Source organism: Colwellia hornerae, from assembly GCF_007954355.1.
GTDB classification, from domain to species: Bacteria; Pseudomonadota; Gammaproteobacteria; order Enterobacterales; family Alteromonadaceae; genus Colwellia_A; species Colwellia_A hornerae.
Map to the genome: position 1 here is coordinate 100,700 of NZ_VOLR01000001.1, position 19,214 is coordinate 119,913.

At 39.1% G+C, this 19,214-nt stretch carries 15 protein-coding genes; 9 read left to right on the forward strand and 6 right to left on the reverse strand.

Going from position 1 to position 19,214, the window contains the following annotated elements; all coding sequences use genetic code 11:
- Positions 1 to 12 precede the first annotated feature (12 nt).
- From ESZ26_RS00365 to ribBA, 9 genes are all read left to right on the forward strand, one after another.
- Positions 13 to 759 (forward strand): ABC transporter ATP-binding protein, encoded by a 747-nt coding sequence (locus tag ESZ26_RS00365; RefSeq protein WP_146795962.1) that lies wholly within the window; start codon positions 13 to 15, stop codon positions 757 to 759.
- A complete protein-coding gene (locus tag ESZ26_RS00370) occupies positions 756 to 1,919 on the forward strand; it encodes an ABC transporter permease (protein WP_146795964.1) in 1,164 nt (387 codons plus the stop codon). Before ESZ26_RS00365 ends, ESZ26_RS00370 begins: the two co-directional genes overlap by 4 nt.
- Before the next feature lie 32 nt (positions 1,920 to 1,951).
- Entirely contained in the window at positions 1,952 to 2,554 is a 603-nt protein-coding gene (locus ESZ26_RS00375; protein WP_146795967.1) for an RNA polymerase sigma factor, read from the forward strand.
- Positions 2,551 to 3,240: a hypothetical protein gene (locus ESZ26_RS00380; RefSeq protein WP_146795970.1), complete on the forward strand. Its 690-nt coding sequence runs from the start codon at positions 2,551 to 2,553 to the stop codon at positions 3,238 to 3,240. The genes ESZ26_RS00375 and ESZ26_RS00380 overlap by 4 nt, the downstream gene beginning before the upstream one ends.
- A 306-nt stretch (positions 3,241 to 3,546) precedes the next feature.
- The gene (glyA, locus tag ESZ26_RS00385; protein ID WP_146795974.1) at positions 3,547 to 4,803 is read left to right on the forward strand and encodes a serine hydroxymethyltransferase; all 1,257 of its coding nucleotides are present in this window, start codon (positions 3,547 to 3,549) and stop codon (positions 4,801 to 4,803) included.
- 230 nt (positions 4,804 to 5,033) lie between these two features.
- Complete coding sequence (gene nrdR, locus ESZ26_RS00390) at positions 5,034 to 5,489, forward strand: transcriptional regulator NrdR (RefSeq protein WP_146795977.1); 456 nt, start codon at positions 5,034 to 5,036, stop codon at positions 5,487 to 5,489.
- A 1-nt stretch (position 5,490) separates the two neighbouring features.
- Positions 5,491 to 6,627, forward strand: a complete 1,137-nt coding sequence (ribD, locus tag ESZ26_RS00395) for a bifunctional diaminohydroxyphosphoribosylaminopyrimidine deaminase/5-amino-6-(5-phosphoribosylamino)uracil reductase RibD (protein WP_223271725.1) — start codon at positions 5,491 to 5,493, stop codon at positions 6,625 to 6,627.
- A 55-nt stretch (positions 6,628 to 6,682) separates the two neighbouring features.
- Positions 6,683 to 7,348, forward strand: a complete 666-nt coding sequence (locus ESZ26_RS00400) for a riboflavin synthase (RefSeq protein WP_146795983.1) — start codon at positions 6,683 to 6,685, stop codon at positions 7,346 to 7,348.
- Between the two features lie 82 nt (positions 7,349 to 7,430).
- Complete coding sequence (ribBA, locus tag ESZ26_RS00405; protein ID WP_146795986.1) at positions 7,431 to 8,540, forward strand: bifunctional 3,4-dihydroxy-2-butanone-4-phosphate synthase/GTP cyclohydrolase II; 1,110 nt, start codon at positions 7,431 to 7,433, stop codon at positions 8,538 to 8,540.
- 69 nt (positions 8,541 to 8,609) lie between these two features.
- Here ribBA and ESZ26_RS00410 read toward each other — a convergent pair whose 3' ends face one another.
- The 6 genes from ESZ26_RS00410 to ESZ26_RS00435 form a co-directional block, all read right to left on the reverse strand.
- Positions 8,610 to 10,601, reverse strand: a complete 1,992-nt coding sequence (locus ESZ26_RS00410; protein ID WP_146795988.1) for a TonB-dependent receptor plug domain-containing protein — start codon at positions 10,599 to 10,601, stop codon at positions 8,610 to 8,612.
- Between the two features lie 93 nt (positions 10,602 to 10,694).
- Positions 10,695 to 11,774 (reverse strand): hypothetical protein, encoded by a 1,080-nt coding sequence (locus ESZ26_RS00415; protein ID WP_146795991.1) that lies wholly within the window; start codon positions 11,772 to 11,774, stop codon positions 10,695 to 10,697.
- 154 nt (positions 11,775 to 11,928) lie between these two features.
- Positions 11,929 to 15,591, reverse strand: coding sequence for a hypothetical protein (locus tag ESZ26_RS00420; protein WP_146795994.1), 3,663 nt, complete (start codon positions 15,589 to 15,591; stop codon positions 11,929 to 11,931).
- Between the two features lie 197 nt (positions 15,592 to 15,788).
- The gene (dxs, locus tag ESZ26_RS00425; RefSeq protein ID WP_146795997.1) at positions 15,789 to 17,672 is read right to left on the reverse strand and encodes a 1-deoxy-D-xylulose-5-phosphate synthase; all 1,884 of its coding nucleotides are present in this window, start codon (positions 17,670 to 17,672) and stop codon (positions 15,789 to 15,791) included.
- A gap of 37 nt (positions 17,673 to 17,709) precedes the next feature.
- Positions 17,710 to 18,600 (reverse strand): (2E,6E)-farnesyl diphosphate synthase, encoded by an 891-nt coding sequence (gene ispA, locus ESZ26_RS00430; RefSeq protein ID WP_146796000.1) that lies wholly within the window; start codon positions 18,598 to 18,600, stop codon positions 17,710 to 17,712.
- Positions 18,600 to 18,863 (reverse strand): exodeoxyribonuclease VII small subunit, encoded by a 264-nt coding sequence (locus ESZ26_RS00435; RefSeq protein ID WP_146796003.1) that lies wholly within the window; start codon positions 18,861 to 18,863, stop codon positions 18,600 to 18,602. Before ESZ26_RS00435 ends, ispA begins: the two co-directional genes overlap by 1 nt.
- Between the last annotated feature and the right edge of the window lie 351 nt (positions 18,864 to 19,214).

Below are 19,214 nucleotides of genomic sequence, written 5' to 3' on the forward strand. Positions count from 1 at the left end.
GATATAATTATTATGATTGAAGTTAACAATTTACATAAAAGCTTTATCGATAAAAAAAATATGGTAAAAGCCCTAGATGGTTTGTCGTTTACAGCGAAAAATGGTGAGATCACTGGTATTTTAGGACCAAATGGTGCGGGTAAAACGACTTGCTTACGTACTCTTTATGGTTTGCTAAAAGCTGATGAAGGTTCGGTATTGGTCGATGGTATTAATGTTTTAGAAGACCCTTTGGCGGTTAGGCAACGATTAGGTATTTTTCCCGACAAATTTGGTTTGTACGAACGTTTAACTGCCTATGAACAGGTGGACTATTTTGCCAGCCTTCATGGCATGCAAGGAGCGAAGAAAAAAGCGGCGATTGTACAAATATTTAAAGATTTAGAAATGGAAGAATTAGCGCACCGTAAAACGGTAGGCTTTTCGCAAGGCCAGCGGATGAAAGTGACGTTAGCTCAGGCTTTAGTGCATCAACCGAAAAACTTTGTGCTTGATGAACCTACCCGTGGTCTCGATGTAATGAGTACACGAGTTTTGCGTAATCACTTAGCCAAATTTAAAGAGAAGGGCCATTGTATTTTATTTTCATCACATGTCATGCAAGAAGTTGCCGCTTTATGTGATCGAGTCATTATTGTTTCTAACGGTAAATTAGCTGCCCAAGGTACACCACAAGAGTTATGTGATTTAGCCGGTGAAAAATTATTAGAAGATGCCTTTGTTAAATTAATTGGTTCAGATGAAGGAGTTGCCGCATGATCCAGTTTAAAGCGTTATTAATTAAAGAATTAAGAGAAGCCTTTCGTGATAAACGTGCCTTGATGGTAGCGTTAAGTATGGGCTTACTTGCGCCAATAATGATCATGGTAATATCAAAAACCATGATTAAAGAAATCGTTGATAACCCACCGATTTATGTGCAATTTACCGGTGCTGAATTTGCACCAAAATTGATTGAAAAATTTGCAGTCAATAATATTTTACAATTTGCCAATGTGCCTGAAGACGAAAAATACGCATGGCAAGAACGTAATATTGAAGTGGATATACCAAAAGATTTTGCCGAAAAAATGTTAGCGGGTAAGGCGATAGACGTGGTTTTACGTGCAGATTTTGGTAAAAAAGCGTCAAGTTCGCCGATCCGAAGAGTAAAAGAAGTGGTGCGCGAGTATTCACTGGCTATTGGGTACAAGCGTTTATTGGTGAGAGGTGTTGATATTAATTTATTACAACCTATTGTTTTGCAAGAGCAAGATACAGCACTTCCAACCAGCAATGCAGTGATGGTCTCGATGTTTTTAGGGATCTACTTACTGATGGGCGCTTTTGTTTCCGGGCTATCAATCGCCATTGACTCGAGTGCCGGTGAGCGAGAACGTAATGTTTTAGAGATGCTATTATGCCAGCCAGTCAGTACCCTTAAAATAGTGTTGGCGAAAATGACCTGTGCCAGTGCTATTTCAGTATTGTCTATTGTCATCATGTTGGTATTAACCACCGTTTCTGTTGGTTTTATTGACCTGACTAAAATAGGGGCAACTTTTAGCTTAAATGCTTTTAGCATTGCCGCCTTATTACTGCTACTTATTCCGCTATGTTTTTTTGCAACAGCATTACAATTATTCTTTTCGTTTCAAGCGAAAAGTTTTAAAGAAGCGCAGTCAACTGTCTCTATGCTGATTATGCTACCTGCCATGGTACCGTTTGCCATTATGATGATTGATGACAAACCTGAGTGGGTGAATTGGTTACCTATTTCAGGACAATCAATGTTGATGGAAGATGTCTTCAAAGGTTTACCTGTCGATTGGGCAGTACTTGCGAGTACAACCGCAATTACGGTGGCGATGACCGTGGCATTAGTGCTGGCGCTGGCGCACAAATTAAAATCAGAGAAAGTGGTGATGTCATTAAGTTGATCTTTATGACAATACGCTGAATTGGTATTAAGATGAATAACTCGATAGAATTAACATTACAGCAACAAGACCGTACTAAAGCGGCGTATCAACATATATTGAGTTATTCTTTGAACCGTACTGCAAATTATCAGCAAACATTCACCCAATGGATGACAGAGTATGAAAAATTACTCCGTCATATTATTACCGGCTTTGAAGCAAAGCCGGCAATTCAAGATGAGCTTTTTCAAGAGATAGCCCTTAATCTTTGGCGGGCACTACCTAGCTTTAGACATGATTGTACGGTAAAAACTTTTGTCGCTCGTATTGCTCATAACGTTTTAGCGACGCATGTTGCCAAAGCGGTGAGAACCGTTAAGGTAGCGCAAAGTATTGATGATATTTGCCAAGATACAGAGCAAGATAAAATTCAACCTACACCCCCTCAGAGCTTAGATAAACAACGTAGACAACAACGTTTAGCTCAATCTATTCGGCAACTTAAACTAGAGCAGCAGCAAGTGATCACTTTAGCGCTCGAAGGTATGAGTTATCAAGAGATTGCCGATATTTTAGTCATATCTGTTAACCTTGTTGGTGTGCGTTTACAACGCGCAAAAATCGCTTTGAGCAAGTTAATGGAGGCGGTATGAACGAAAAAGATTCCCTGTTACATGAAAAGAGTAAAGTGACTTTATCTAGCCAAAGTCAAGCAGAGGCGCTGCTTGATGTTACAACCTTACCCAAGAATAAGGCGACTAAAGCACTTGATAGTTCGGTAATTGATGCGCAATGGGCGCAGATGAGCCAAGACTGGCAAAGCCAACCTATTATTAAAACCGATATTAACCGTTTACTTAAGCAAACAAAGCAAAGAACTGTGTGGGCTAAATCTTTATTAGTCATAGATATTATGGCTACGCTGGCTATGTTGTTTGCTGCTACCTATATGTGGCTTAGTGACTCCAAAGATCATGCAACCATTATTTACTTAGCTGGTGGCGGTATTCTGTCCATTATTTTTGTAATATTTGCCACTAAAGCCCGTTTATCGGCATGGAAAATAAATTGTGGCAGCCCTGATAAAGCCATTGAACATGCCATTGTCGGTTGTCAGTCGTCTATTAGCTACATTAAGTTAATAAAGCTCTCTTGTTTCATTATTGGGCCCTTTGCCAATTGGTATGTTTTTGCTGTAACCGAGCAAGTAGAAAAATCGCCCATTGTTGGGCTGGCTATTCTGAATATATTGCTGGTGAGTATTTGGTTGGTCAGTCAGCATTTTTATATAAAAAGGCAAAAAGAGCTAAAACAACTAAATGACGTTTTAACAAAATAAACACTGATTATTACTTGGTAAGCTATATTATATTTTGTTTATTGTTTATTAATCTGTTTTAAATTCCTTGTTATTGGTTTTTTTCTTCGTTATATTCTGTTGGCTAGTAACGTTGATTAGAGCTTTTAAAGTTTTTATCGAAAATAATAGCAACATTCTTGGCATATTAGATTACTAAATGAGCTAAAACTTGTACCTTTATCCGTGTACAACTAAGCTGATTTCAGGCAATATACGCCGCATAAATTTTGCTATCCATTAGACAATTGTCTGTAACAGCCAAGGCTGAATAATTGAGGAAAAACCATGTTTACACGTGATATGAATATTGCTGATTTTGATCCGGAACTTTATCAAGCGATGAGCAATGAGAAAGTTCGCCAAGAAGAGCACATCGAACTTATTGCTTCTGAAAATTACTGTAGCCCGCGTGTTCTTGAAGCACAAGGTTCTCAATTAACCAATAAATATGCTGAAGGTTACCCAGGGAAACGTTACTACGGTGGTTGTGAATACGTAGATATCGCTGAGCAGTTAGCGATAGACCGTGCAAAAGAATTATTTGGCGCGACTTACGCGAACGTGCAACCTCATGCGGGTTCTCAAGCTAACGCTGCTGTTTTCCAAGCACTTGTGACGCCAGGTGGCAAAGTGTTAGGGATGAGTTTAGCGCACGGTGGCCATTTAACGCATGGTTCTCATGTCAGTTTTTCTGGTAAGTCTTACGAAGCATTTCAATACGGTCTTCACCCAGAAACAGGTGATATTGATTACGAAGAAATGGAACGTTTAGCACAAGAACATAAACCAGAAATGATCATTGGTGGTTTTTCTGCCTTCTCTGGTGTTGTCGATTGGGCGCGTATGCGTAAAATCGCTGACGGTGTTGGCGCATACTTCTTTGTTGATATGGCTCATGTTGCTGGTTTAATTGCTGCGGGTTTATATCCAAATCCAGTGCCACATGCCCATGTGGTTACGACAACGACCCATAAAACATTAGCCGGCCCTCGTGGTGGTTTAATTATTTCGGGTTGTGATGATGAAGCTATCTATAAAAAATTAAACTCTGCTGTTTTCCCTGGTGGCCAAGGTGGCCCATTAATGCACATTATTGCTGCTAAAGCGGTCGCATTTAAAGAAGCATTAGAGCCTGAGTTTAAAGTTTATCAACAGAATGTTTTAGACAATGCTAAAGCCATGGTTGCTGTTCTTCAAGAACGTGGTTATAAAGTTGTTTCTAACGGCACTGAAAATCATTTGTTGTTACTTGATTTAATTGATAAAGATATTACAGGTAAAGATGCTGATGCTGCATTAGGCCGAGCTCACATTACGGTAAATAAAAATTCAGTACCTAACGACCCACGTTCTCCGTTTGTAACTTCTGGTTTACGTTTAGGTACTCCGGCTATTACGCGTCGTGGTTTTGGCGTTGTTGAAACACAAGCATTAACGGGTTGGATTTGTGATATTTTAGATGATATTAACAATGAACAGACGATTACTGATGTGAAAGCCAGTGTCAAAGAACTTTGTTCACGCTTCCCTGTTTACGCATAAATTAAGCTGACGACTTCAGAGTCTTAAGTGATATAGCTTTGGCACTTGGAGTCGAATGGCTATCGCGATAAATAAGTTAATGTAACAATAGCTTAATTAGACTAAAATGGCCGCATTAGCGGCCATTATTGTTTCTGTCAGTTAAACAGAGCTATGTGCCGAGCGTACCGAAGCCATTAAGAGATGGAATATACTTCTTGGCATTGGTATAACCTTTATTGGAGCTTTCCATGTATTGTCCTTTTTGTCGAGCGGTAGACACCAAAGTTATTGACTCTCGTTTGGTCTCTGACGGTCATCAAGTTCGTCGTCGCCGCGAATGTCTAGCTTGTCATGAGCGTTACACTACCTTTGAAACCGCTGAATTAGTGATGCCACGTATTATCAAAAATGATGGTTCACGTGAACCTTTCAATGAAGATAAAATGCGTAATGGTTTAGTGCGAGCACTAGAAAAACGCCCGGTAAGTGTCGAACAAGTCGAACTGTCTATTAATAAAGTCAAATCAAAGCTACGTGCTACCGGTGAGCGAGAAGTATCGAGTGAGCTGCTCGGCAATATCATCATGGAACAATTAAAAGAATTAGATAAAGTAGCTTATGTGCGTTTTGCCTCGGTTTATCGCTCTTTTGAAGATATTCGCGAGTTCAGTGAGGAAATTGCGCGCTTGGGTAATGAAAAATAAGATGAGAGAATTTTCAGCCAAAGATTACCATTTTATGCAACGCGCTATAACGCTTGCTAAGCAAGGATATTTTACTACCTCGCCTAATCCGCGCGTTGGTTGTGTTTTGGTAAAAAATGGTGAGATTGTTGGTGAAGGTTTTCATCAAAAAGCCGGTGAAGGTCATGCTGAAGTTAATGCGTTAGCAATGGCGGGTAAAAATGCACAAGGCGCAACCGCTTATGTAACACTTGAGCCTTGTAGCCATTACGGGCTAACGCCACCTTGTGCTAAAGGACTTATTCTTGCCGGTATTAAGCATGTGATAGCGGCGATGGTTGATCCAAACCCTAAAGTTGCGGGTAATGGTTTGAAAATGTTAGCACAAGCGGGAATATCTTCGCAGCACGGTTTGTTAAGGGAGGCGGCTGAAGCGTTAAATGTTGGTTTTATCAAACAAATGACTACAGGTTTACCTTATGTCCGGTGCAAATTAGCGGCGAGTTTAGACGGAAAAACCGCGATGAAAAATGGCGAAAGTAAATGGATTACTTCCCCTCAAGCTCGACAAGATGTCCAGCGTTTACGCGCTCAAAGCTGTGCGATCATCAGTGGTGCTGACAGTATATTAACCGATGATGCAAAAATGACGGTACGTTGGTCAGAGCTTGGAGTGTTAAAAAATAGCTACCAAAAGGAAAACGTTAGGCAACCGATAAGGGTGATTATAGATACAAAAAATCGCTTAACGCCTAATTTAGCTTTATTTAATGAGCATAGCCCAATAATATTAATTCGTCGTACCATTGAAAACATTCATCAATGGCCTCATTTTGTTAAGCAAGTGTCTTTACCTATAGTCAACACATCAGCCAATGAACAGCACATTGACTTGCATGCTTTATTACAATATTTAGCTAAGCTAAATTTGAATGACGTGCTCATTGAATCAGGTGCTCAATTAGCCGGCGCTTTTATTGAACGAGATTTAGTTGATGAATTGGTTTTATATCAAGCCCCTAAATTGATGGGGGCAGACAGTAAAAGCTTAGTGAATATGGCAAACATTGAAAGCTTGAGCCAAGCAAAAGAACTAAATATTATTGATCTACGTATGATCGGTGAAGATATCCGTATTATTGCTAAATTTTTAGCTTAAAATTTTCGTATGGTGTTGAGTTTTACTCGACCTAAAAATGACTTAAAGAGTGATTATGTTCACAGGAATAATTGAAGCAGTTGGTACCATTCAAGCGATAAACATTACTGGGCAGGGCGCAAGACTTGTTATTTCTAGCGGTTTATTAGACATGAGTGATGTTAAATTGGGTGATTCAATAGCGACCAATGGCATTTGTTTAACCGTTGTCGCTTTCGACTCATCAACTTATAGTGCCGATGTCTCTAATGAAACCTTACAGCGTACCGGTTTTGTTGATTATCAAACGGGGCAGTCTGTTAATTTAGAAAAAGCCATGTTACCAACCACACGTTTCGGTGGGCATATGGTATCTGGTCATGTTGATGCTGTAGTTGCTATTACCTCGATTGAACATAATGGTAATAGTCTTGAATACTGGCTCGAAATGCCCAGTGCTTTAGCGCCATATATTGCCGAAAAAGGTTCTATTACTATTGATGGCACAAGTTTAACGGTTAACAGTGTCACCGATGATAAATTTCGTTTAACGATTGTTCCTCACACTAACGCGCAAACCATTATTGCTCAATATAAAGCTGGCACTAAAGTAAATTTAGAAGTTGATTTAATTGCCCGTTATATCGAGCGACTATTAACAAAAAAAGATGCTAGTTCAGCCGAACATCATAGTTCAGGCGTGACTCATGAATTATTAGCACGTAGCGGTTTTATGAAGTAAACAAACAATATGGCGTTTTTAGACTAAGCGCACTATTGTATTCCTCAAAAATTATGAAAAAAATTAAATAAAAGAGATGATCATGAATTTAAATACCCCACAAGAAATTATTGACGATATTGCTCAAGGTAAAATGGTCATTTTGATGGACGATGAAGATAGAGAAAATGAAGGTGACTTCATTATGGCGGCTGAAAAAGTAACACCCGAAGCCATTAATTTTATGGCAACTCACGGTCGTGGTTTAATTTGTATGCCGATGACTGTTGAAAAATGTCAGCAGTTGAAATTACCGCTGATGGTTGAAAAAAATGATGCTCAATTTAGCACTAATTTTACTGTTTCCATTGAGGCTGCCCAGGGGGTAACCACAGGTATTTCTGCTGGCGATCGTGCCACCACGGTTTTAGCCGCTGTTGCCAAAGATGCCAATCATTTAAGCATTGTTCAGCCAGGTCATATTTTTCCGTTAATTGCCAAAGATGGTGGCGTATTAAATCGCGCAGGCCATACGGAAGCGGGTACCGATTTAGCGCGTTTAGCCGGTTTAGAGCCTGCTGCTGTTATTGTTGAAATACTCAATGAAGACGGTACTATGGCGCGTCGACCAGACTTAGAAATTATTGCTGAAAAGCATGATTTAAAAATGGGTACCATTGCCGATTTAATTGAATACCGAAATGCTAACGAAACAACCATTGAGCGCGTTTCTCAATGTAAACTCCCCACAGCCTTCGGTGAATTTGATTTAACGGTATTTAAAGACACTATTGATGGTCAAGCGCACTTTGCCTTAACTAAAGGTGAAATTAAAGCTGATGAACCGACACTCGTCCGTGTTCATTTAGAAAATACCTTTAGAGATCTATTATTCAGCCAACGTGAGAGTGTTGCTCAATGGCCAATGGCTAATGCTTTAGAAAAAATTGCTAAAGAGGGTGGTGTCTTAGTGCTGTTGGGTAAGCATGAATCTACTGCTGAGTTAATTGCGCAAGTTGAAAAGTATGCAAAAATTGATGCGGGTGAAGTCGTTAATGAAATAAAACGTCATGTTGGCTCTCGTAACGTTGGCGTAGGCTCACAGATCCTTTCTAACTTAGGTGTCAGTAAAATGCGTTTGTTAAGTTCACAAACTAAGTATCATTCGTTATCTGGATTCGGCCTTGAAGTTGTTGAATATATAGCTGAATAATTACTGACAACAGCATATTGCTCATTTATAAACTACTTTTATAGATGAGCAACGATACTGATGGTGCGATTAAAACTGATAATGATAACTCACCGATATTTCTCTGCCTTTTCCGGGCACTTCGCCGTTAAACACCCTAGGGTCGAAGACAACATAGTTTTTGTTCAATAAGTTTTGCGCGATTAACGAAAGCCTTTGTTTTTCATCAAAGTCGTAACTGACCTTTGCTGAAACGAGCAAGTATTGTTTTTGAATAAAACCCACATCATCAAATTTTGGGCGTTTAACGTCATCACGCCAAATCGCATTAGCATTAAATTTCCATTGCCCTGAGTTATAGGTAAGATTAGTGCTGGCAAAGTGTTTAAAACTTTTATTAATAGGCTCATCAATGAGATGAGTGTAATTGAACGACCATGTTAATTGTTGAGTTAGTGCAAAACTTGCACTGCTTTCCAAACCACTAATCTTGATATCAACCGAATTATCAAAAGTAAATTGTGCCTCACCGCTGTAGGGAACTTTATTAATAAAGTCCCGTAAATCATTATGAAAAAAGACCACTTCACTGGAAAAATCACTGTGCTGATATATCCAAACTAATTCTGTGGTTTTGACAAATTCAGCGCTTAAATTAGAGTTACCCGTAGTAACACTGTCATTTGAATAAAGCTCGTTATTAACTGGCGTACGAAATGCCTCACCATATTGTAATTTTACACTATGGTTGGCATTTACTTGCCAAACTGCTGCGGCACGCGGTGACAGTTTGTGATCAATGCCTTTTACATTGTCATACCTTACTCCTAAAAATAAATTAACATCACTGGCTATTTGCCACTTAAGTTGACTGTAAACCCCTTGCATTTCATGGGATTGATTTAATGCTTTAGTCTCAGGCATATCGGCAATAGCGACAATTCTCCCTAGGTAATTCTCATCATTAACAATAATAAGCTCTTGGTTATAATCATAATGTGTAACCGCATTTCCCGATTGAAATTGCTTGGCTTGTCTATATTCAAAACCAGAGTTTAGGTTAATATTCTGATTGATTTTCCAACTGTGATCTAGGCTTAAATCACTTGACTGTGTGCGCCAGAAAGGACCGACCAAAAAATCATCTTCAATAAAACCAGAATCTTTTGCTAAAGCCATTCCTGCTGACTTTATGTTAAATAAGCTATAAGCAGTTTTAATATCTACTTGATGCGTTTCATTGTGCCAAATTTTACTTTTTCCTGATATTGAAAAGCTTTTACTGGTGTGAATGTTATCAACAGAGTAACTGCCAATATTGATAAATTCGTTGAGTTCATTTTCGCTGTATCGAATGTTTATTTGACTGTTTTTATAGCGTGCACCGAGTTCTAAATAAGTGTTTTTATAAGGATCTCTTACTTTGCGATTAAGAGGAGAAAGATATTGATGACCCGTAGATTTTTCCACTGAAATATTACTATGCAACTTTAAATCGGTAGAAACTTCTTGTTGCCAACTTGTCGAAAACTGCTGATAACCCTTTTCTCCTATACTGACCGTAAGCTGTTTATCTGTTGTTCGGGTGATAATATTTAATACGCCTAAGAAGGCATTACTGCCATAAAGTGCTGAACCAGGACCACGTATCACTTCAATACGATCAATGATATCAATAGGAATGTGCGGGGTATAAACCGAGGCTTTACCAAAAGATATTTCATTCATCCGCTCACCATTGATCATGACTAGCAGGTAACCATTATCTAAATAAACGCCACGAGCATGTTCTTTAGGTACAGCACCCACCCAGTCACCACGAGTCATTTGAAAACCTGGGACGAAGTTCATCACATCATAGGCATTCTTCACCCCTAATGATTCAATGTCGGCACGTTCAAAGACCGTGATGGTCGAAGGTACTGTTAAGGCCGTTTCTTCAGTTTTTGTGGCTAAGCTAATCCGTACTTGCATTAGCTCTTTTATGCTGAGATCAAAGATGTCTTTTTCAGCGACAGCAGCAAAACTACTATTAAGAGTAACAATGAAAAGACAGCTAATAACCCAAACGAGAATTCTCATATAAATTAATAAATTAATAGCTTTGTCATTAAATTAGTTGGTTCTGCCGTGCAATGCAAGCTAAAAACAGTATCACAGCAACCTAGGCTAGCTTTAGAAGCGATAGTAGATATTAAAAGCCAAGTTTAGCAGCATCGCCCGTTCGATTTTTAAACTATCAATAGCAAAAACAACTGAAAACCAGTCACTTTTATATTGAATTTCAGGCGCGGTATTTTCAATATCAAACGAAAGGCGTGTTGACGAATTTTGGTGTGTGATATCCACCCCTAAATAATAAAAATTTTGCTCACCTTGTCTTTTGTAGCGAGCTAAATAACTTATTTGTTCGCTGTGATGATAAAGACTGATAAAGCTTAATTGTTCAGGTAATTCAAACTGATGTTTGTCAGCGGTTTCCTTACCACGATAAACAGGTAAATAGGCGACACCGCCAACACTGTTAATAAAAGTCCCATCGGTATCTATATTTCCTGCACTAAAACCAGAATTGTCAACGGTGAAATTGCTATAGATATCTTTTAAATCAGCATTAATAGTAAGGTATTGTGTCGGTTGCCAAGTTAAGTGAACATCAATCGTTATACCTGATCCATTGCTATCCCAATCATGACTATTGCGACGATGTAAGAAGTTATTGGCCGTATAAAACTCATCTAATTGTGCAGTGGCAGATATATTACCATTAAGATCACTGGCAAGGGTGCCAGTTAAATTTGACTCCCTCGTGACATTTAAGTCCCAGTAACCGACACGTATTTCACTACTAAAATTTTCAAATTCAAATTTATAGCCGACACGTAAACCATTACTTCGCTGATGGAATAGCTTTAATGCGATATGGTATTTTTCTTGTGTATCAAGTGCTAAATCACTTCGGTCTAAATAGAATACTTTTGCTGTGTCAGGGTTTGAATAAACAAAGTAATCGTAACGATGGGATACGCTCAATGACAAGTTTTGCCAATAGCTGCTAACACCGACTTCATTTTGCGTGAAACCGTCGTTGGCTTTTTTATTTGGTGATTGTCGCCAGTTGTCTGCCATAAGTTGCTTAACGGGTAAAATATCACTAAATGATTGGCTTATAGCAAAGAACTCTATTTTTTTAGCCGCATATGATAGCGGGGATAAAAGTACCAAGCATAATAAAAATAAGTAATGAAGGTTCATTAATTTCCTTAAATTTGAGCGGCTCTGCCATTGTATTGATACTATACCAATGACATTACCGTTTAGTGGACGTATTTATTTAGCCATAAAAAAATACCAGTCACCTTCATGACTGGTAATTTACTTTTACTGCTCAGTTAACAAATCAATATTGTTATAAGCTTTCGGTTGTTTCATCACTAAACACAAACCAAATCACGCCATCACGGTCTTCAACATCGGCAACTTTAGTTGCTGAAGAGCCAACGACAATATGACCAATTACGTCAGTTGTTGAATCATCCGACTCATTGATTATCAGTAATACGCCTTCACTATTGTTGACACTAAAACTACCGGCTTGGTCGGTTTTCATATGAGCGATAAACTTACGCATATTTTCATCGTCAGGTAGTTTGTAACTCATTTCAAGATCAAACTTACCTTCATTCATAGCCGTACGATTACCTGATAACATTAAGTTTACTTGGTAATCACCTAAAATAGCTTCTAATGATAGGGCCGCACTGACATCTAAGAAAACATCTTCGTTTTCTAACGATTCTTGCGAGTCAGGGTGAATGAGATAAGCATCAAACATCGTGGTGCTATCGGCAGTAAGTGTTGCTAAATCTTCACTGCTGATTTCACTTTCAATTTCACCAATATTATCTGCATAGCCATAGAAAGTATTACCCATGCGGTTACTTACATTAGCTGTGAACGCCATTAATCCATTTTCAGTGGTAAATGGATTAAAAGGAACGACATATATAAAGGGAGAATTTGACCACTGAACTTCATCATAAGTGATAAAACGACCCGCTTCCCAGCCATCATTCTCAAAAGTTAAAACAGTGCCTGCTTCATCAGTTAACTCACCATTATCATTGGCATAACTACTGCCTAATCGATAAACAATAAAGGCATCTTCTTGGCCATCATCATTCTCATCGATAGGAGTGATTTTTAATTGTTGATAGAAAGTAAAGTCTTCATTATTCGCTCTTGTTCTTCGCACCATTACTTCTTCGGTAGCAAAACCACTGTCAGATGTACTAATAACTCGACTATCTGTCCAAGAGTAGCCATCAGGGTAAATGTTTTCTACAGAACTACTGAAGTTAGCCGCACGGGTACCAGTGAAGGTTGTTGTGCTAACTAAATTACCAAAAAGTGTCGTCACAGTATTGGCATCAGCGCTAACTTGAATAGATAAAGTGTCTTCAAGAATAGCTTTGGAGGTGATGTTTGCAGCAAGCTTAGTCACTGAATTAGCTAAAATAGCAGCGTAATCATCATCATTAAAGAAAACCGAAGCGCGCGCACCCGTAGTTAAATTAGTTTCAACCTCACCACGTCTGAAGTTGTCTATTTCGAATACATAAACGTCGGCGGCATTCGCTATTGATGCCGGGTACATCCGATGAGCAGTCATTAATTGCTCAAAAGTATCCCACGTTTGAGAACCCCATTCAGGCGTTACTAAATCATGAACATCACCTTCATTGTTAACTAAGGCATTATCATCATTAATTGCTGAGCCAGAGAAGCCTTGCCAAGTATAACTATCAGCGATACCATCATCATTGTCATCATTTGGGGTCACTGTCTCAAAGTAAGCCCAGTCATCTAAGTTTGTTGCCGTATCAAAACCTGTCATAGAACCATACAGTTTAGGGATACGAGTGGTCGTGGTCGTATTTGCAGCTACGCTTGTACTTTCATCAAGTTCGAAGGTTTCTGCTATCATAGACCAAGCACCTTGCGCACCGTTAGCAGTAAAAACCACATTGTAGCTATAAGGATTTTCTACTAATTCTGATGGCATTGCCGTCAACGTGTTATTATTTTCAGCAACAGTAACCATAAGGATATCAGCAACGGGAGCACCAATATGTTGAAACTCGGGTGCTTGATAATTTTCAAGATCATTAATATTAACGGTTAACGTGGCTTTAATCAGGTTACCTGTTTGTGAGCTAAATCCACCACTGAGCGTTAACATCTCAGGAAGAATATTAATTTCAACACTTTTCCTGTATCGGTCAACTTCACGTACCGGGATCTCATTTTCATCCCTTATAACTCTGCCATCTTCATCTCTGGCAAACTCTTCAACAGCATCTAAAACATGCGATTTAACTGGCATTAACTTAGTTTTAATCATACCGGTAAAAGCGACGGGGTCTAGCACAGTATCACTTGCTTTTTGTTCTAAGATAACTTCAAGTGATAACTCACCAGAGGTGATCTCTCCCGCGTAGGTATCATCTTCAAGTGAGGTTCGACTGACCACACTATCAAGATTAACCTTCGCAAAGCTACCTTGGGTTACCGATAGCATGGCACCCGCTGATTCAATTGAACCATCAAGGTTCAAAACAATGCTTAAGCCATCTTCAGCAAAGACGGCTGAAGCATTTAAGGTGATTTTTTCATTACCTGATGTGGCACTAATTTTAAATAATATACCGCCATTAGCCGTTTCTTCATCAAGTGTTATAGAGCCTACCGCGCCATCAATACTCAAAAAGGGGTCTATCGGGAAGGTTCCTTCCGTAATGGTACCAGCCTCATATCTTATGCCCATTTCTGATAAAGCGTCGGTAACGTCGGCCAGTAATAAAAAGCTAGCTGCTTCAGCCTCAACCATTAAACCGGCGCTATCAATAAGCTCGATGTATTTGTCGCCTTCCGTGGTTACACCTGTATTGGCATCTTTACCCACTTCAAATAAATGACTAAAGAGACGCACATCAGCAACCATAGCTTTTGCTTTAGCAATTGCATCACCGGTTGTCAGTACCTCAACTTCTGTCTCACTTCGACCATCTTCGCCTTCATTGGTTTCTTCATATTCTGATTGGTTTTCTAAGGTGATTTCTTGTTGATCAAGCTCACCCAGTATTTCACTGTTATCTTGGGCTGCTAATACCGGATCTGCTGTTATCGCTTCAGCGGCAGCGGCTGCAACATCGCCAGCACCGTCAAGAACTTCAACTAAAGACAGTTCAAAACCTTCATCATCATCTTGGTTTACCAACAATGCGCCATTGTGTTCTACTATATCTTCAACAGCTTCAGCTAATCTATCTGATAAAACGCCACTGGCATTTTCCTGACCAGCAAACAAAGCCGACATGATGCCAGCATTGATCAAGCCGTAGCGTAATTCATTAACGTTGTCTTCACCCACTACACTGGCGGCATCTTCGACAGCTGTTGGCTCAAGTGCAGTCAAACTACCCATAATATTAAAAGCATTGGCAATGACAGAAGAGTGCGCTTGTATTGATGTGCCACTAACACCGCTGTCATCCGCTTCTATAAGTGCGGCGGCTAAATGCGTTAATGCAGAAATATTTACATTTGCGGTACCCGCATTATCACTTCCTACTGTTGAAATCGCTGATAATACTAAGGATGGATCTACAGTGGCTAGTGCGATTGGATCGCCATGTGCTACTTCTCCACAACCTGCAGGAGCATCACATATCATCGTAGTATCTTCACCAACAGACAACTCTACCTTGATAGCGCCATCGTAATCTAAAATGGTAATCGTATAGCTGCCATCATCTTCTGTAATAATTGAAGCGGCTGCTAATTCGGCATCTTCAAGTTTTACCGCCTGTCCATCAACGTATTTATAAACAGTAACCACAGCGTTGGCTATTGTGCCTTTTATCGCTTTACCTTTGATAACTGTTTGTACGAGGACTGGAGCCGGCGGTGGGTCTATTGTAGGGGGTTTAGCGCTAGAGCTACTGGAGCCACCACAAGCGGTGAGGGCTGAAATTAGCGCAACAGAGATAATACTTTGAGTGAATTTCATTAAATAATCCTTATTCATATATGAGAAAAATATCACGTATATTATTTAAGCAGATAAATACAGATTTTTAAAGGTGAAACGAGAATTAGTCGTCAATAGTCTAAGAAGAGTTAAAAATGGAAGGAAGAGTAATTAAAAAGATAAGCTACTAATAATAATGAATTATTAGTAGCTTTGTGCCGAGTATTATAAAACAGTTAGCCTTGAATAAAAGCCGTTATTTTATCAATAATGCCTTTGCTGTCTAAGCCAAGTTCTTGATGGATTTCTTGCTGGGTGCCGTGCTTAATAAAGGTATCAGGTAAGCCAATATTTAATATTTTAATCGCAATACCTTGGCTCAATATATATTCATTGACTGCTGAACCTGCGCCACCCGCAATTGCATTATCTTCAACAGTCACAATAACATGATGACTTTTTACGACTTGGTCGATAAGTGTTGAATCAAGCGGTTTTACAAAACGCATATCAATGAGCGTGGTATTTAATTGTTGAGCCGCTATCTTGGCTTCATCCAAGGTGCTACCAAAATTTAAAATAACAACCTTTGACTCAGTAGTATCAGCTGTTGTTTGTAAAATAGTTTTTGCTTTACCTATTTCAATTGTTTCACTGATTTCAGGTAAAGATGCACCGTTACCTGAACCTCTAGGGTAACGAACCGCCACAGGACCATTATGGTTAAAGCCTGTGGTAAGCATCAATTGACATTCTCGTTCATCCGATGGTGCCATAATGACAATATTTGGAATACAGCGCATAAAGCTTAAATCAAAAGATCCTTGATGTGTTGGCCCGTCTGCACCAACAATGCCAGCTCGGTCAATCGCAAACAATACTGGTAAATTTTGAATTGCTACATCATGAATGAATTGGTCGTAACCACGCTGTAAAAAGCTTGAATAAATGGCGACTACCGGTTTTTTACCACCAATAGCAAGACCAGCAGCAAAAGTTACCGCGTGTTGTTCGGCAATTGCCACATCAAAATACTGCTTAGGAAAGCGCTGACTAAATTCAACCATGCCAGAGCCTTCACCCATGGCAGGTGTAATAGCGATTAGAGAATCATTTTTTTCTGCCGTTTTACAAAGCCAGTCGCCAAATATTTTTGAATAAGTGGGTAAACTTGGTTTACTCTTTGGCAAGCTGGTTTGCGCGGGATCGAATTTAGGTACCGCATGATATTTTATCGGATCTTGCTCCGCTGCGTGATAACCCTTGCCTTTTTTAGTGGCAATATGAAGGATTTGAGGCCCTTTTAAGTTACGCATGTTTTTGATGGTATCAACCAAACCATTGACATCATGACCGTCGATAGGACCAATGTAGTTAAAGCCTAACTCTTCAAAAAATGTACTGGGTACAACCATGCCTTTTAAGTGTTCTTCGGCGCGACTTGCCAATTCTTTAATAGGAGGAATACCTTTAAGTATGCGCTTACTACCCTCGCGTATTCCGGTATATATGCTGCCAGACAACAATTTAGCAAAATGATTATTTAAGGCGCCAACATTTTCTGAAATCGACATTTCATTGTCATTTAAAATAACTAGCATATCGCTTTTAATATCACCCGCATGATTTAAGGCTTCAAAAGCCATGCCTGCGGTCATTGCGCCGTCACCAATCACAGCAACGACTTTACGATTTTTTGCTTCTTTTTCTGCAGCGACGGCCATACCGAGTGCCGCTGAGATAGACGTACTTGAATGGCCAACACTTAATACATCGTATTCACTTTCTTCACGCCACGGAAAAGGGTGTAAACCATCTTTTTGACGAATAGTATGCAGTTGATCGCGTCGACCCGTTAAAATTTTATGTGGATAAGCTTGATGGCCAACATCCCATATTAGGTGATCAAAAGGTGTTTTATAAACATAGTGTAATGCGACCGTTAATTCTATTGTGCCTAAGCCTGAAGCAAAATGGCCACTACTTTTACTTACTGAACTTAATAAGTAACTACGTAGTTCTGTACTTGCCTGAGTTAGCTGGCTTTTATCTAACATGCGCAGATCGTCAGGAGAATTTATATTGGCCAATAAAGGGTAGTCGGCAAGATTTATAGTCATATATATTTTGTTTAGTCTTTAAATTGCAAGATCAAGATCAATGAGCGCGTTTTATAATAAACGTCGCAAATTGAGCTAAGTTATCTGTATTGTAGGGTAAAGTCGCTAAAGCTTGAAGTGCTTGTTGATATAAGTTGTCAGCTTTTTGCTGAGCGCCCTGTAAACCTAATAGCGCAGGGTAGGTACTTTTATTAGAGGAAACGTCTGAACCTGCTGGTTTCCCTAGCTCTTCTTCACTAGAAATAATATCAATTATATCATCTCGCACTTGATAAGCTAAACCAATATGATCAGCATAAACGGCGAGTTGATGCTTTTCATCAGTAGAAATATCGTTACTCATCTCGGTAACCATGGTCACCGACGCTTTTAACAAGGCGCCTGTTTTTAGTGAATGTAATTTTTCTAATTCAGCTAAAGTGATCACTTTATCAGTTGCAGAAATATCAAGTGCTTGTCCGCCGCACATGCCTTGGTAGCCTGAAGCATTAACTAATTGACGGATTAAGCTGATACGTTTTGATTCAACACCGGCACTAAAGTTATGGTTAACTAAAATATCAAAGGCAAGCGTCTGCAAACTATCACCCGCTAAAATAGCGGTCGCCTCATCAAAGGCTCTATGACAAGTCGGTTGACCACGACGTAAATCATCATCATCCATCGAAGGTAAGTCATCATGTATTAATGAAAAAGCATGGATACATTCTAATGCGGCAGCAATACCGTCGACGTCAGATAATTTAAGTCCCAGTGCTTCACCGGTAATATAGCTTAAATAAGGACGCATACGCTTACCGCCAATTAATAAACCATATTGCATTGCTGACAGCAATTTTTCATCATTTACTTCATATGCGGCTAATTTGTCGGCAAGATATTGATTGATGCGTGTTTGATAAAAGTCGAGTTGATTTAATTGGGTCACTAATTACTACCCAAACTGTCTGAATCACCTTCATTTTCAAAATTTTCAAGTTGAGTTTTACCATTTTTAGTCAGTAAAATTTGAATTTTTTGTTCAGCATTCTTTAACTTTTCTTGACTGGCTTGACTGAGATTTAAGCCGCGCTCAAAAAGCGTCATTGAATCTTCTAAGCTCAACGCTCCTTGTTCTAAATTTTGAACAATAGTTTCGAGTTCTAAAAGTGATTCTTCAAAGCTTAAGTTTTCTATTTTTTTCTTAGCCATCAGCGAGGGGTCAGTGATTAAATATCTAGGCGCAAATTTATACCAAACGTCTTAATTAATCAATCAACTTCAAATGCTTTTGCCCCTTAATGACTATTATACCTATTCTATTGCGAGTCATTTCACCACGATACTAGTGCTTATATTTATTGCTACAGCGCTTGCGGTTTACTATAACGTAGAGGTATAAACTTGATTGACTCAAGTTCAGTGCACTTAGCAGGCAGCGTTAACTTTGTAAGGCGCCACGTTGTTAAAGATATTGGACAATTATTTGGTTTAGTAACGTTAACCGAAAAATAGTGACTTAATTACTTAAGTTATTGACAATATGGACGATAATAAACTTAT